At 40.1% G+C, this 16,284-nt stretch carries 9 protein-coding genes, 5 pseudogenes and 1 riboswitch; of the genes and pseudogenes, 10 read left to right on the forward strand and 4 right to left on the reverse strand.

Annotation, left to right across the window (positions count from 1 at the left end):
* Window positions 1-509: 509 nt before the first annotated feature.
* On the forward strand, window positions 510-1,646 hold the full coding sequence (locus STRDD10_RS03630) for an ABC-2 family transporter permease (RefSeq protein ID WP_067193204.1): 1,137 nt from the start codon (window positions 510-512) through the stop codon (window positions 1,644-1,646).
* Complete coding sequence (locus STRDD10_RS03635; protein ID WP_067193206.1) at window positions 1,640-2,245, forward strand: ATP-binding cassette domain-containing protein; 606 nt, start codon at window positions 1,640-1,642, stop codon at window positions 2,243-2,245. The genes STRDD10_RS03630 and STRDD10_RS03635 overlap by 7 nt, the downstream gene beginning before the upstream one ends.
* Before the next feature lie 385 nt (window positions 2,246-2,630).
* On the opposite strand, the pseudogene mgtA reads toward STRDD10_RS03635, so the two are convergent.
* A pseudogene (mgtA, locus tag STRDD10_RS03640) lies at window positions 2,631-5,303 on the reverse strand (magnesium-translocating P-type ATPase); the annotation flags it as partial.
* Between the two features lie 167 nt (window positions 5,304-5,470).
* Window positions 5,471-5,628: riboswitch (M-box (ykoK) riboswitch) on the reverse strand.
* A gap of 305 nt (window positions 5,629-5,933) precedes the next feature.
* A complete protein-coding gene (gene pflB / locus STRDD10_RS03645) occupies window positions 5,934-8,249 on the reverse strand; it encodes a formate C-acetyltransferase (RefSeq protein WP_067193210.1) in 2,316 nt (771 codons plus the stop codon).
* A 255-nt stretch (window positions 8,250-8,504) separates the two neighbouring features.
* On the opposite strand from pflB, the gene dinB reads away from it, so the two are divergent.
* Both dinB and STRDD10_RS10780 read left to right on the forward strand, forming a co-directional pair.
* Window positions 8,505-9,566 (forward strand): DNA polymerase IV, encoded by a 1,062-nt coding sequence (dinB, locus tag STRDD10_RS03650; RefSeq protein WP_067193212.1) that lies wholly within the window; start codon window positions 8,505-8,507, stop codon window positions 9,564-9,566.
* A 128-nt stretch (window positions 9,567-9,694) separates the two neighbouring features.
* Window positions 9,695-9,931: an Ig-like domain-containing protein gene (locus STRDD10_RS10780; RefSeq protein ID WP_156468581.1), complete on the forward strand. Its 237-nt coding sequence runs from the start codon at window positions 9,695-9,697 to the stop codon at window positions 9,929-9,931.
* A 14-nt stretch (window positions 9,932-9,945) separates the two neighbouring features.
* Here STRDD10_RS10780 and STRDD10_RS11465 read toward each other — a convergent pair.
* A pseudogene (locus STRDD10_RS11465) lies at window positions 9,946-10,308 on the reverse strand (IS30 family transposase); the annotation flags it as partial.
* On the opposite strand from STRDD10_RS11465, the pseudogene STRDD10_RS10425 reads away from it, so the two are divergent.
* Window positions 10,307-10,576: pseudogene (locus STRDD10_RS10425) on the forward strand (glycosyltransferase); the annotation flags it as partial. The pseudogenes STRDD10_RS11465 and STRDD10_RS10425 overlap by 2 nt on opposite strands.
* Before the next feature lie 11 nt (window positions 10,577-10,587).
* Here the strand turns inward: STRDD10_RS10425 and STRDD10_RS10790 are convergent.
* Window positions 10,588-10,765 (reverse strand): annotated as a pseudogene (locus STRDD10_RS10790) (ISL3 family transposase); the annotation flags it as partial.
* A 445-nt stretch (window positions 10,766-11,210) separates the two neighbouring features.
* On the opposite strand from STRDD10_RS10790, the gene STRDD10_RS03660 reads away from it, so the two are divergent.
* From STRDD10_RS03660 to STRDD10_RS03675, 5 genes and pseudogenes are all read left to right on the forward strand, one after another.
* Entirely contained in the window at window positions 11,211-12,434 is a 1,224-nt protein-coding gene (locus tag STRDD10_RS03660; protein WP_067193216.1) for a glycosyltransferase, read from the forward strand.
* 13 nt (window positions 12,435-12,447) lie between these two features.
* Window positions 12,448-13,098: pseudogene (locus tag STRDD10_RS11470) on the forward strand (glycosyltransferase family 2 protein).
* 24 nt (window positions 13,099-13,122) lie between these two features.
* Entirely contained in the window at window positions 13,123-13,302 is a 180-nt protein-coding gene (locus STRDD10_RS11475; protein WP_231853366.1) for a hypothetical protein, read from the forward strand.
* A gap of 37 nt (window positions 13,303-13,339) precedes the next feature.
* Window positions 13,340-14,623 (forward strand): glycosyltransferase family protein, encoded by a 1,284-nt coding sequence (locus STRDD10_RS03670; RefSeq protein WP_067193218.1) that lies wholly within the window; start codon window positions 13,340-13,342, stop codon window positions 14,621-14,623.
* Window positions 14,620-16,098, forward strand: a complete 1,479-nt coding sequence (locus STRDD10_RS03675; protein WP_067193220.1) for a glycosyltransferase — start codon at window positions 14,620-14,622, stop codon at window positions 16,096-16,098. Before STRDD10_RS03670 ends, STRDD10_RS03675 begins: the two co-directional genes overlap by 4 nt.
* The last annotated feature ends 186 nt before the right edge of the window (window positions 16,099-16,284 follow it).

Below are 16,284 nucleotides of genomic sequence, written 5' to 3' on the forward strand. Positions count from 1 at the left end.
ATTATATGAACTGTCTAATAAAATCGTATTATTTTGCTATTGATAAACTATATAGTTTGTTTTTTTGCCAAAAAACTATCCCGTTATAACCTGAAAGCATTTACAAAAAAATATTTTTTTGATAAAATAGAGTTGTTCGAACATAAATTAAAATATAGGAGTATTTTATTTAATGTTTCATAAAATGAAAAAAAATACTTTTACTAGCTATTGCGGTTACTCTGTTTGGAATTGGTGCTAAGAATATTGTGTCTGCTGCTCATGTAGCAAATGTTGTTAACACACGTTATGAGGTTCACTTGGTAATGGGCGGTAGCACACGTACAACCTATACATATCGGACTTTGAGATACAATAGAAGATTCCGTTATTCCGTGTCAACTATCCGTAAGGATTACGGAATCAATCCAGGTTTCTTATACACCTATCATTATACCACATACTAGTGTGACAAACTCATAGAGACCGCAAGTTTCAGTTTCTATGTTTTCAATTTATGAGGTGATAAAATGAATATGTTTTATTTTGAAGTTAAAAGATTTTTCAAAAATCCTAAAAATAAAATTTGCTTGCTAATTTTGTTATTGCTCTTTGTTGCTTTATTTATCTTAAATCAAACACTATTTCAGGAAAGTTCATCAGATAGGATATTGGCCACGACACAGATGAATTTGCAACAACAGCAACAAACGGTTAAAGTATTGGAAATGGAAGTTGAACAGTCCTCTCAAGATAGGGAGTTGAATAGTCAATTGGAACAAGCAAAAAAGGAAGAGGAAATCCTATCTAAGCAAGTAGTAGCCTTGACGACAAACAAGGTCTCTGAGTTTGCAGATTTACAGTATCAATTACAGAAATTACAGCTAGAAAACATGGATCAATCATCTGCAGAGTATGAAGAATTGCAGAAAAATATGACCTACTATCAGGCTGTAAAAACTGTTGGAGGAAGAGGGAGTTTGATGATAAATGATACGACAGAGGCTGCCTTTTCTCTAGGTAGTTCTATGACGGCTTGGCTTTCATCAACGACCATGTTTGTGCTTTTTACAGTCCTAGTAGCCGATTTTCTTAGTGTTGATATTGAAAGTAGCCAAATTCGTTTTTATCAGTTGATAGGCGGTAGAAGATTTAAAAATCTATTATTTAAGTTACTTGTGCCTGTTCTAGTAACTTTTTTGTTTACGCTGCTTGCTTTTGTTTTTCTATATTTTATGAAGGGAGGAGTGGATGGTTTTGGAACTTGGAACTATCCGTACTTACTGGATAATGGCTCCATTTTTCCTATATGGTCCATTGTTCTAAGGACTCTTGTGCTCTTTTTCTTATCTTTGATTTTCCTTGCGAGCCTAGGCCAACTGTTGGCGCTCATGTTTAAAAAGAGTTTAGTCGTGATTGGACTCATCATAGTTTGTCTAACAGGATTTTTTACCTTATCACAGGAAGAGTGGTTTCAAACATGGAAACCCTTTGTTGTATTTGAGTATTTGAGTTATGGTCAACTGATTCATGATGTTTCGATTCTACCTACTCATTCTTTTTGGATTGGAATCGCCTATTTACTCAGTTTGAGTGTTCTATTTTTTAGTATTTCTTATTACTTCTATAAAAAATTCTATTATAGGAAGGATGTGAAGAAATGGTAGAGCTAGTCATCCAAGATCTAACCAGCAAGACGTTTCAAAATTTGAATTTTGAGCTAAAAAATCCTGGGATATATGGAATCATTGGAGCAAATGGTGTAGGAAAAAGTACCTTGTTTAGCTTACTAAATAGAGAAATTCAATTTAATGATGGTACTATTTCCAGTGGAAAGTTAGCTTATATCCCAAACTTAGATATATTCGATAAGCATTTGACGGCTAATGATTATTTTGATTTATTAAATGAAGGACAAAAGACAGCAGTTCAAAATATATCGGATAAGTTTGGGAAGCAAGATTTTTTTGATAAAAAAATTAGTAACTATTCTCTGGGCATGAAGGAATTATTTGCTTTTATCTATCTTTTAGCTGTAGATAGTGAAATTATCATCCTAGATGAACTGCTAGATGGTTTGGATGAGCAAAAACGGTTTATAGCATATCAGCTATTAAAGGAAATTGCTCAGCATAAGATAGTATTATTTACGTCCCATAATCTTTCAGAAGTTTTTGAAATTAGTCATCAGGTTTATCTTTTAGATGATTCTTCGTTGAAAAATATTGCTGATTTAAAAACGGCACAAAAACATCTCTCTATATAAATGAGAGTGGGACAGAAATCGGTAATTCGTTAGAATTCGATTTCGTCGTCCCACCTCCGCACAGTTGAGTAGGGCTGTAAAAGCTGATGAAATCAGCGTAGTAGAGGCCACTCAACCACTGCGTCTTGCTCGACAATCCAAAAACAAGAAAAAGGCTAGGACTTTTGTCCCAGCCTCATTTTAGTATTAAAGATAAAGAGGGCTGTTCTGCTTGATTTAGTGTTTATGTAATAGGAGCTTTAATGTATATAAGAAAAGTTATTCGATAAAATGAAGAGTGAGTCAGTTTGAGAAATATAGCATCGTGTTATATAGATGGACAGACAATCTTACTATTTTCTTCTGTTCAGTTAATTGCTTCATTGTGTTTTTTCTTACTCAGCTGTTACAACCATTCTTGGTAACGTTTGATATAGAAGTGTTTAACCAAGGTGACACTAGCCATGTAGAGAAGGATAATGCCCAATAAGAGGACAAAGTAGAGGCTATTAAGCTGACTGACTTTTAAGATTCCTGCTAAAGGGCTATAAGGCAGGAGGGTTACAAAGAAGGCGGCCGCCAAGGTTGTCAGAATCACTGAAAGTGCTGGACGACTTTGAACAAATGGAAGTTTTGGGGAACGTAGCATATAAATAACCATGGTTTGAGACCACATGGATTCGATAAACCAGCCCGTTTGAAAGAGCATGACAAAGGTGGCACTCTCCGCTGTTCCCGCTACATAAGATCCCCCTGTAATCATCGGAACCACAATCAAGTAAAGAAGCAAATAGGTCAGGATGTCAAAGATAGAGGAGATAGGACCAATCCAGGCCATAAAGCGGGTAATGGAACTAGCTGACCAAGTCCGTGGCTGTTTGAGAAATTCACGGTCCACATTATCAAAAGGCAGAGCGATACAAGACAAGTCATAGACCAGATTGAGAACAATCAAATGAACGGGTGCCATCGGTAGAAATGGCAAGAAGACACTGGCAAACAAGAGTGAAAAGATGTTCCCAAAGTTGGAACTCACCGTCATCTTGATGTACTTGGTCATATTGGCATAAACCTTCCGACCTTCTACCAAACCCTTTTCAAGCACCATCAGATCCTTGTCCAGCAAGATTACGTCCGCTGTTTCCTTGGCAATATCCACAGCAGTGTCCACAGAAATTCCGACATCCGCTACTTTCATGGACGGAGCATCGTTGATCCCATCCCCCATATAGCCAACCTTGTGGCCATTTTCTTTGAGCTGGAGGATGATGCGGGCCTTTTGATCAGGAGAAAGTTTGGCAAAGACGGTTGTCTCTTCGACAGCTTCCTTTAGAACCGCATCGCTCATAGCATCAATCTCATGCCCCAGTAAAATATGAGCCACATCCAAACCAACCTTTTCACAAACCGCTTGGGTCACTTTTTCATTATCACCTGTTAGGATCTTGGCGCCGACACCATATTCGGCTAATTTTTGAATAGCCGGTTTTGCAGATGGTTTTGGAGGATCCAGGAAGGCCAAATACCCCGTTAGAATCATATCACTCTCATCAGCAATGGTAAAGTTATAGTCTGGATCCAGATTGGTTTTATAGGAAACCCCCAGTACCCGCAACCCTTGTTCATTGAGTGCGGCTACTTCGGCAAGGACTTCTTGACGAAGGTTTTCCGTTAATTCTTGGATTCGGCCCTTGTATTCTACATAGTGGGAGATGGCTAGCATCTCTTCAATAGCTCCCTTGGTCACCATGCTCACAACTTCTTGGTCGTCTTTGACAATGACAGACATGCGGCGTCGTTCAAAATCAAAAGGCAACTCATCGATTTTTTTAAAGGTTTGATCCAGATTGCGGACGATTTCATGCTTTTGAGCTTCTTTTTCTGTCCGTTGGATAATGGCCCTGTCCATGAGGTTCTTTAGTCCCGTTTGGAAGTAAGAATTGAGATAAGCTCTTCGTAAAACGGTCAAATCCAGATCACCATAAATATCCAAAGGATATTCTAGGACAATCTCATCCTGGGTCAACGTACCCGTTTTGTCCGTACAGAGCACGTCAATAGCTCCCAGGTCCTGGATGGCATTTAACTTTTTGATGACGACTTTTTCCTTGGCCATGATGATGGAACCCTTGGCCAAACTCGCCGTGATAATCATAGGGAGCATTTCTGGTGTCAGCCCAACCCCCACGCTCAAGGCAAAGACACCTGCCTCCAGCCAGTCGCTGTCTGTCAAACCATTGATGACAAAAACCACAGGAACCATGACCAGCATGAGACGAATCAAGAGCCAAGAAATGGAATTCATTTCTTTTTCAAAGGAAGTTGCTTCGTCATAGGTGTTGAGGGTTTGCTCGATCGCTCCCATCATGGTATCATCTCCAACAACTAGAACCAAAGCGGTAGCGCGGCCCGAGATAACATTGGTTCCCATAAAGGCTAACTGCTCACTCTCCAAGAGATTGGCTTGGCTCGCCCCATTTGCTTTTCCAAGGGCACTTTTTTCAACTGCATCGCTCTCGCCAGTCAAGCCAGACTGCTGTACAAAGAAATCCCGACTATCGAGCAAGACCACATCCGCTGGCAGCATGTCTCCAGCGCTCAGTTCAATAATGTCTCCTACGACAAGCTCATTGATAGGAAGTTCTTTCTCCTCGCCATCTCGAAGGACTGTTGCGGTATTGACAATCAAACGAGAGAGGTTGCTGGCTGCCTTGTCACTTCGAAGTTCTTGCACAAAGCGAATCCCTCCTGATAGGAGGACCAACACTAGGATAATGATAAAGGTCGTTGGATCTGCTTCTCCTGGCTTAGCTAGCCAGACATTGGTCACCAAGGACACAAAGGCAATGACAAGAAGGATGACAGTAAAGGGATTGATGATGGATTCATAGATTTTCTTCAAAAGAGAATCTTGATCTCCCTTAGTTAGTTCATTTTCACCGTAGTGTTCGCGGTTCAGCTCTACTTGCTCTTCGGTGAGGCCACGAAGGCTGGAATAGTAGCTTTGAAACAAGTCTTCCTTAGAAGCACTCAAAGCATGGGTTAATCTTTCTTTTGCTGTTTTCATTGGTTTCTCCTTTTTTCTTTGGAGCCAATCACGATTTACAGCCCTGGTCCCAGAACAGGCAAATCAGCGATCAGCTGGTTTGGGTCGGGTTCTGTATGATCATCAATTTGCATGCTCGGTCCTCCTTTACAGTTTCAATTACAAGAAAAAAATCCCACCACGAAAATCATGGCAGGACAAAGTCTTGTCGTATCGTTCAAGTTTTAGCTTCATAGGGCAATGAAATGAGCTTAGTTGTGACCTTCACGATCAGAACTGTTGACCAGCGAGTAGTGTCTCCACTGCTTTGCGGTAGTCATCCGTATCCCTATGGTAGCCTCACCTACCGATTTTCTAGCTCTACTATACTCCAAAAGGGAACACTTGTCAATCCTTAATTCCTCTTTTTCCTTATTTATTTTTTTTCAAAAGCCTTGCAGAATTTCTTAGGAAAATCCAGAAAAATTGTCCCAAAATGAAGTAGAAAATTCATTCTTGTAGCCACTACTTGACTTACCAAGGGAAATTATCTTTCCGCTTCTTTTAACTTATACTGCTACTTTAATCATTTTATACGTAGTCATTAAGAGCTATATCCCCACTCCGCTTGACAGTGAGCAAAAAAACCAGTCACGAAGACTGGTTTTGGTTTGATTTATCTTATTAGTTCAAAGCATCATCCATTGAAAGTACTTCGTGGAAGACACGTTGAGTGAGTTCTGTTTTTTGTTCTGGAGTGAGGTATTTTGTGTTGACACAGTATCCAGAGATACGTACGATAACATCTTCACCTGACATAATCTTTTCATAAACATCTTGTAGATCCATAACGTTCAAGTTGACGTGTTGTCCACCGTTTTCAAAGTATCCGTCGAGGATAGTTACGAGGTTGTCCACTTGTTCGTCACGAGTTTTACCAAGAGCACGAGGTGAAACTTGAGTAGTGAGGGAGATACCGTCGGCTGCGTAACCAAAGTCAAGGCTAGCAAGTGAGTTCAAGTTTTGTAACCATCCACCTTTAGCTTTGTTAGATGGGTTAGCACCTGGTGAGAAGAATTCCAATTTAGACAAGTTCACAGAACCATCTTCGTTGAGATATACCCCTTTGTGGACTGGAGAGTTACCAGTTTGTTTAGAGTAAGCAACGTTAGAAGTAATGGTCAAAAGTGAAACAGTTGCTTCAGCGTTCTTGTAAAGTTTATGGCTACGAAGACGAGTTGTATAAGCTTCGATCAACCATTCTGCCAATTCGTTAGAACGTGGGTCATCTTCACCCCAACGTGGGTATTCACCAATTGTTTCGTAATCGTAGATATAACCATTTTCGTCACGGATTGGTTTAACAGTAGCGTATTTGATCGCTGACAAGGTATCAACTGTGTTAGCAAATCCACAGATACCGAATCCCATGTTGGCACGTTGTTTAGTTGGCAAGAAGGCCATTTGAACCGCTTCGTAGTTGTACTTGTCAGTCATGTAGTGGATGATGTTGAGAGCATCTACATAAGTGTCTGTCAACCAGTCAAGTGATTTTTCAAAGTTAGCTTTAACAGTGTCAAAGTCAAGGACTTCGTCACGGATTGGTTCGATGTCAAATACTTTGTAGTCTTTATGAACATCGTCGTAACCACCGTTCAAACCAGTAAGAAGGGCTTTCAAGACGTTTACACGCGCACCGAAGTACTGGATGTTGTGGCGTTGTTCTTCATTTTCTGGGTCAAGTGGTGACACACAGCATGAGATACAGCTCATTTCACCATATCCGTCTTTGGCCATTGTCGTTACACCTTCGTATTGGATAGAAGAGTGTTTGTGACTCATGTGCATACAGTAGCGACGGAAGTTGTATGGCAATTTATCAGTCCAAAGGACAGTCAAGTTTGGTTCTGGTGAGTTACCGATGTTGTCCAAAGTGTTCAAGAAACGGTAGTCCATCTTAGTAACACGGTGACGACCGTCGTTACCCATACCAGCCATAGAAGTTGTGATGAAGGTTGGATCACCTGAGTACAATTGGTCGTAAGCTTTTGTACGAGCAAATTTTACTGTACGCAATTTCATAACGAAATCATCAACGAATTCTTGGATTTCTGATTCAGTAAAGGTACCACGAGCCAAGTCACGTTCTGCAAAGATGTCCAAAACGATTGGCACACGTCCAAGAGAGGTTGCAGCACCGTTGATGACACGACAGACTGCCATGAAGGCAATATTCACCCATTGGATCGCTTCTTTCACGTTCATCGCTGGTTTACGAACGTCAACACCGTATAAGTCACCAAGTTTAACAACTTCAGCAAGTGCTTGGTATTGGAGATTAACTTCTTCACGGAGACGGATTGTTTCTTCATCAATTTCTTCGATAGCGTTCCAGTCAGCAACTTTTTCAGCCATCAAGTAGTCTGCACCGTAAAGGGCAAGACGTGCGTACACACCGATGATACGTCCACGTGAGTAAGCATCTGGAAGTCCAGTAACTGTGTGAGCGTGACGTGCACGACGAATGTTTGAAGTGTAAGCACGGAAGATACCGTCGTTAACGGTTGTTACGTATTTGGTGAAGATTTCGTGAACAGCTGGGTCTGGTTCATATCCGTTTTCCTTCAAAGTAGTTTCAGCCATACGGATACCACCTTTTGGCATGAAGTTTAGTTTGAAGAGCTCATCGTTTTGGATACCGTAGATGACTTCGTTATCTTTGTCAATAAATCCAGCTGGAATACCAGCGATAGAAGTAGGACGTGTATCCATTGGGAAACGAGTTTCTTCGTAGTGAGCTTTCGTTTCTTCTACAATTTTTTTGATGTGAAGAGAGCGTTCGGTTGGACCAGCAAGGAAACTTTCATCTCCGTCATATGGAGTATAGTTTGCTTGAACAAAGCGTGAGACACTTGCTCTTTCTTTCCAATCAAGCCCTTCAAAACCTTCCCAAGCCTTGTCAAAGATGTCTTGAGCTTCAACAACAGTTTTAACTACCATTTTTATTCCTCTTTTTCTAGTAACAAAAAGTTATCTGTTACATCTTCCTTTATAGTATATCACAAGGTAATCGGTTTCAACAAGTAAAAATTCAACTTTCTATCATTTCTTTTATAATACAGATGAAGAAAATTTAATAAAGTGTACTATATTTTTGAAAATGAATTGAAAAAATGAAAACGAGCCAAAAATCAAACAATAGTGTATAATAGGAAAAGGTGCAAAAATGCGACAAATGGTGTGAGAGGAGAAAAAATGCTCATATTTCCTTTAATTGATGATCAATCTAGAAAGATTATTCATATTGATATGGATGCTTTTTTTGCAGCTGTTGAAGAAAGAGACAATCCTAACCTCAGAGGAAAGCCAGTCATTATTGGTCACGATCCAAGATTGACAGGGGGACGTGGGGTCGTTTCTACTTGTAATTATGTGGCGAGAAAGTTTGGTGTACATTCCGCAATGAGTTCAAAAGAAGCCTATGAGCGTTGCCCTCAAGCAGTTTTTATATCTGGTAATTATGAAAAGTACCAGCAAGTTGGGTTACAAGTACGAAAAATTTTTAAACGATACACAGATTTGATAGAACCTATGTCAATTGATGAAGCTTATCTCGATGTGACCGAAAATAAGTTAGGAATTAAGTCGGCAGTTAAGTTGGCAAAATTGATTCAATATGATATCTGGATGGAGCTTCATTTAACAGCATCAGCAGGGGTTTCTTATAATAAATTTTTAGCTAAAATTGCCAGTGACTTTAAAAAACCTCAGGGGTTAACGGTTATTTTACCTCATGAAGCTCAAGAGTTTTTAAAGGCAATGGATATTGCTAAGTTTCATGGTGTTGGTAAAAAAACAGTCCAACGTCTGCATGAGATGGGCGTGTTTACAGGAGCTGATCTGCTCGAAATTCCGGAGATGACTTTGATTGATCGATTTGGTCGTTTTGGATTTGACCTCTATCGAAAGGCTAGAGGAATTAGTAATTCTCCTGTTAAGCCAAACCGAATTCGTAAATCAATTGGTAAGGAGCGAACTTATGGAAAGCTTCTCTACGAGGAGGCAGACATCAAAAAAGAATTGAGCTTATTGGCGAAAAGGGTAAGTCAGTTGCTAGTTGCTAAAGATAAAAAAGGAAGAACAATTGTCTTAAAGGTACGTTATAGTGATTTTACAACTTTGACGAAGCGGATTACATTGGAAGAAAAAACAAATCAGTTTGAGAAGATAGAAAGAGAATCTCAGATTCTCTATGAGAATTTGACGAATACTAGAGAGGGGATTCGTCTCTTGGGAGTGACGGTGACAGGTTTTTAACGGCTTATTTAAGCCTATACTTCTTGAATGCTCTTTGATTCATAGAGGAGAAAAAGAAAATCACTGACTATGTAAACATGACGTCCATTACCTAAAATGGAACGCTACTATCTAAAGATGTCCAGGTTGTGACAAGTAAGACTAGGGACTCTAGCAATCAAACCAGTATTCCAGATAGGACTTCTGTGGAAAAAGGAGATACTTTAGCTATGGTTCTTCCTGTGGAAATCGATTTGATTATGAAACTGAATTTTCCAGTTTTAAATGGGAATACAGTAGTTGGGACGGTTGAGATGGATCCGACTACTCAAAAAGCAATCATTACTTTTTCAGATTATTTTATAAAACCTAAATTGTCAAATTAAGTTAGACTTTTCATCTAACTCAGAAAAACTTGGTAGAGTGTTTGATAATTCAAGGACTTCCTAGGAATTCTATTTCTTTTATCAGCTATAGCTGATAAATAATTTTGAGAAATAGTAGTAAAATCCATTTGTTTCGGTAGTCCATTTCGTCTTAATAAGCCATTAGAATGTTCATTGAGACCTCGTTGACCAGGACACCCTGGATCCGCAAAGAAAATATCAATGTCGTGTGCATTCGAAATAGATTTCTAATTAGAAAATTCTTTCCCGCAATCAAATGTGATCGACTTAAAGAAGTGGCTAGGGACTTGAGATAACCATTGATTGATGGAAGCATCAATATTACTGGCTTTCCGTCCATTGGTTTTCAGTGTAAGGTTACTGAGTCGAAAGGCGGTAAATATTTTTTTAGCTCTCCCTGAATATAATCGCTATAACAAAGGATTGTATGAGTGGATTGGCTTCAGAGAAAAGGTTGTTACCTATCAAAACCAAGTACGTGAAGTAGGTAAAAGTAAGTTTGGTTTTAAAAAATCGTTTGATTACGCCATGCAAGGGCTGATTTCTTTTAATGATTGTCCACTTCGAATTTGTATTCAGTTTGGATTTATCGGCCTAGGGACGGCCCTCTTGTATTTATTTTTAGAGGTGCCCTATAGTTTTTTGACAATTTCTTCGTTAGTCAAGTGCATGCGAAAAATGGGGTGTATCAGTGTTTTTCCGACTGTCCTGTTGAATGAGCTTCCAGTAACGTTTCAGTGCTTTATATTCATGAGATTTGCGTTCAAATTGGTTCATAATTTGAATACGAAGTCGGTTCATAGTTCGGCTCATAGTTACGGTGCAATTGGATTTAGCTTTGTCTTTCTTTTGATTAAGTGATACAATGGTCTCAAAACGAAATCCTGGCTAGTTCCCTTAATAGGACTATCGAAGTAGAATTTTCCGTCTATGTTTATTCCATGGTCAAAAGATAATTTAATGTGGGGGTGGAGAAATTGGAAAGATTTGACAATCTGTTCAATTTCTTCCCTTTTTTGTAACTGTACTTGTATGTTTTCATCTCTGAATGTTGAAATGGGCTTTAAAGAAGTGCGCGATAAACAAAATTACTGTCGCAGTGTCTTTTAAGTATGGTATAATAGAGCAGATAAAATTTGGAAATACTTAATTTTTAAGTGATTTATGAAACGAACCTGGGCCAAGAAAAGAATCGTTTGTAAAAATGAAACAGTTCTTCAATGATTATTCATAAATGGAAGTAGGAGATGGAAAAAGAATGTCTAGAAAAGCGGTTGTATTTTCAGCAAATCTTTCTTATATGGAAAAGTTGGAAGTAGCCATTAAATCCTTATGTGCTCATCAAAAATACTGGAAGATTTATGTCTTGAATGAAGATTTGCCAACCGAGTGGTTTGCCATTATGAATCGCCGGTTGCAGGTCATTGATTCTGAGATTCTCAACTGCCGCATGTCTGCGGAGAGTTTTCAACAGTTTTCGCTCCCTAGTCCGCATATCCATTATGCAGCCTATTTTCGTTACTGTATCCCAGAGATTGTAGAGGAAGCCCGCGTTCTCTATTTGGACTGTGATATGATTTTTACAGAGGATTTGTCTCCCCTTTTTGAGGTGGACTTAAAAGGCTATGGTTTGGGGGCGGTTGTTGATAAGCCGACCACAACTGAGGGATTCAATTCAGGCTTACTCTTGATAGATCGCATCTGGTGGCAGGAAAACCAGGTGACGGAGAACTTAGTTGCGTTAACCGAAAAACACCATCATGAGGTTTATGGAGATCAAGGGATTTTAAATCTCTATTTTAAAGAGCGTTGGTATCGACTTCCTTGGACTTATAACCTCCAAGTAGGATCAGATAAAGACCAGTATCACTATGGTGATTTGGCCTGGTATGATGCTTTTAAAGGAATTCCAGCTGTTATTCATTACACCTCCCACAACAAGCCTTGGACTTCCCATCGTTTCAATCGTTTTCGGGAAATGTGGTGGTTTTATTACGCCCTGTCTTGGGAAGAGATCTTGCTCAGAAAGCCTTTTGAAAAACTGGAATTTGAAGATTTGGTGGGAGATTTTCGTTATCATACGGCTATTTATACCGATACAGCAAAAATTCATGGCTTGGAGTTCCTGCTTCGATCTCTGCCAGATGTCGCCTTTCATATACTAGCACATAGTTATTTTGGTTTTGACTTAGTACGATTAGAACGCTATCCCAATCTGTTCCTCTATCCTTCTTTTGACCCTTTGACAAGTCGAAAGGTTTTGGAAAAGATCGATTTCTACCTAGATATCAATCTCTATGAAGAGGTGGATCGGATTACTGAACAATTCTCTCAACAAGATCTTCCAATCTTTTCTTTTGAAGGGACCAATCATGTGAATAATGGGGGCAATCAAGTTTTTGCAGATGACCGAGCAGAAGAAATGGTGGAAGCTATTCGTAAGTGTATAGAGACAAGTGAGAAAAATAGTGGAAAAGAATGAAGTCGTAACGATTGTGATTCCCATATACAATGTGGAAATCTACATCAGACAATGCCTAGAGACGGAGAACAACCATACTTATCCACATCTAGAGATTATTTTGAACAATAGTAGAACACCAGACTAGTCCGAAGAAATTTGTAAAGAGTTTTTTAGACGGGATGCACGAATTTGCTATATTCGTCAGGAAAATGGTGGCTTGTCTGCCGCACGAAATACAGGGATTGAGCTTGCAACGGGAGATTACATCACTTTTATCGATCCAGATGATTGGGTGACCGAGAACTATGTGGAAACCCTTTACCAACAGCTCAAGAGCTATGATGCAGATATTTCGATTGGTACCTATAACCTCTATGATGAGAGTAAGAGTAGCTATCTCATCAAGGTGACCGAAGAAGACTATTCTGAGACCCTGTATGAAGGACGTGCGATTATCGACCAGGATGCGATCCAGGAGACCAAAGATATGGCCTGGGTCTGTGCTATGATGAAGCTGTACAAACGTGAACTGTTTGAGGGTCTTCGTTTTCCGATTGGTAGGAATGTGGAGGATAATTTCCTCATGTATAAGCTTTTATTAAAAGCCAGCCGCGTGATTCACACAGAGAAATGTATTTATTGGTACCGTGTTGGTCGTAAAGACACCCTTTCACAAGTCTAGACTGAAAAACGCGTTCTCGATGAAATGGAAGCTAAAAATGAAAAACTAGCCCTTTTAGGCATGTTAGACTATGACGTGACCTGGCATCGTTATATCTATAAAACCCATCTCAAACGAGCGATTGAAAAATTAGAAGAAGCCAATCTTCATGAAAGTGAAACCTATCAACGAGCCTCTTTCAATTTGACATTACTAGAAGATTAAAACTGTAGACTGCTAGTGTCTAGCAGAAAGGAAACATATGCTGATTATTACCCATCAAGCCAGCAGGGAATTAGATCGCCTTCGCGCCATCTGTCAGGCTGTTGGCCTTAGACCTCGTGTCCTATATACCAATTTTGAGGCTGATCTTGAAACAGATAGTCTTAGCCTCATCAGCCCTCTTATTTATACTTCGCAAGAAGATGAAGAGGGAGAACCCCTATTTTTCAATGATCTACCCGTTCCACCATTTTGGGAATTATGGACAACGGGAGTTGAGACCTATATTTTTGATGGTAAAGAAAAGAGAGCCAACCTTGTTTTTCGAGAAGATTACCAAGCACGGACAGTAGAGCGGGTTGAATGGTTCGGTCAGGGTCAAACTGTTACCATGATCGATTACTACAATCGCTATGGTTGGCGCTACAAACAAGGACAAGTAGATGCAGCAGGAAGTCCTCTCTTAGAGACTTATTTCAACCGAATGCAAGATGAAGTCCTTGTGCATTATGTCAAGTCAGGCCATCTTCTCTATCAAAAGAAAGAGGGACGAGACCAATTCTTTTTAAATCAAGAAACCATCCTCCAATCAGCCTTAAACCTGGCATTCAAGAATGAAGACTTGGTGATTTGTATGGATCCCAATCTCGTGTCCCAGTTGGATCCGATGGAAGCAGGGCGGCTTTTATTATGTGTGACCAGTCATGATCAACTGGATGATTTTAAAGACAAGGTCGCAGGCATCATCATTAGTGGCGATGTTCCTCTAAAAGAGAGAAGAGAAGAGTTCCTATATCTCACTGGTGCAGCAATTGAGCCTGAGGTTTCCTTTAAGGCACAGGCCATGGTGATGACAAATTCAGAAAATATTGAAGGTCTGGATCAGCTAGTCGAGGAATTTTCAGAACTTGACTTCCATATTGGAGCTTTAACAGCTATGGGGTCAAAATTGACTAATTTACAAGGAAAAAGCAATGTCCATTTATACCCTTGTATCACCCCTCAAGAATACCAGCAGATTCTCAGCGAATCCTCCCTATATCTGGACTTAAACTATGAAAACGAAGTTCGCCGAGCAACCTTTGATGCACTAGAACAGAGTCTTTTGCTCTATGGACTTGAAGATAGAGTCCATCAGGAGAGCTACAAACAGCTCCCAACGGTTTATGCTTCGTTAGAAGAACTAAAAGAGGGGATACGCAGTCTCCTTCAGGAATCACATGGTTTTTCATTGGCTTTAGAAAAGCAACAAGTGTGCTTGCATTTGACAACCAAGGGAGAGGTTGAACAGTTCTTTAAAGAAAAGAGTGGGGGCAGCAGATGACAATTTATACCTTTAACTTACTTTTGGGTTATGAATCCAATGGGGTGGATGTAGCGCAGGTGTCACGAGCCCGGATGCTTCGTGCTCTCAGGCAACCAGCAAAATTTGTTTTTACAAATTGGGCAGATCCTCATTATCTGGATTACTTCCTTTCCCTGGGGCACCGAGACGAGGAAATCTTATCCGCTTATCTGACTTTTACCGATCAAAAAGTTACTCATCCCAGACTCACTGTCGAAGCGCTCCAACAGGCCTTTGAATTGACCAGACTGGATATAGTTGAGGCTTCAGACCGGGAGGTGGTTTACCGCTTCGCTGACAGTAGTCAATTGATTTTTAAGCTAGACCCTCATGCAGGGGGACGCGTTCGATTTGTGGACTATTTGTTTAATGGTCAATTGATGAAGCGCGAATGGTATGGTGACCGACTGTTAGCGACCGAATACTATGTAAGTGGAGAAGTCGTTCGAAGAATCTTCCATCACCAAGATGGAAGCCTTGCATTTGAAACCCTGAAGCAAGGGGGGCAATGGTTATACCGTCTAGAGAGCGAAATCATCACCAGTCAGACAGAAATGATGCGGCGATTCCTAGCAAAACTTACCTTCAAGAAAGAGGATATTCTCTTATTAGATCGTGCCTCTTTATTAGAATTTGTCCGTCCAATTTTTGAATTAGACGCACCAGCAAAACTAGGTTTTGTTTTTCACTCAGAACATGAGTTTGAAGATGGATCTCTGAATTATGAGTACTATTATATCTTTAAAAATGCCCAGCGCTTTGATTTCTTTATCGTAGCGACAGAAGCTCAAAAGAAAATCTTAACGGAAACGCTAGGAAAACAAGGGATTCCGCCGATTCCTATTTATGTGATTCCTGTCGGGCATCTAGATCAGTTAAACCAACCACTGGTTGAGCGAAAAAACTTCAGCATTATTTCAGCTTCTCGACTAGACCCAAGAAAACGCTTGGATTTTGCCATTCGTGCGGTAGCATTGGCCCACGAAAAAGAGCCTAGGCTACAATTCGATATTTTCGGAAGAGGATCTCAACAGGATCAGCTACAGGCACTCATTCACGAATTGGGGGCCCAAGACTATATCCACCTGAGGGGGTATGCAAAGCTGGAAGAAGTCTATCCGACCTATCATGTCTACCTGACCACTTCCCAATGGGAGACTTTTGGCTTGACGCTGATGGAGGCGATAGGTGCAGGACTAGCTATGGTTGGCTTTGATGCGCGTTATGGCAACCCTACCTTCATCAAGGATGGGCAAAATGGCTATTTGGTCCCTTATAGCAAGAAAATGAGTGACGCTCAGTTGATATCCACTATGGCTGATCGGATTGTTCATGTTTTTCAAGAAGACCTAGAAGCCTTCCACCAAGCTTCTTATCAATTAGCTTCAGAATTCTTGGAGGCCCCGATCCTTGACAGATGGAAAAATTTCCTGAAGGACATTCAGGAAAAGTAAACGTGTCGCTTTAAGGTGCTTACCAAGTATAGTGAGGGATAAAAAACATCAATTTAATGACTGAATTTATCTGCAGTGGCTACTTCCGCTGCAGATATTTTTGGCTCTTTATCAACCGTAGTGGGGAGATGAAATGAGCCTATTTTAAAGTTTAGGAGTCTTCCTTTTAAGAATAGCTAATACTCA

Source organism: Streptococcus sp. DD10 (genome assembly GCF_001578805.1).
Classification (GTDB): domain Bacteria; phylum Bacillota; class Bacilli; order Lactobacillales; family Streptococcaceae; genus Streptococcus.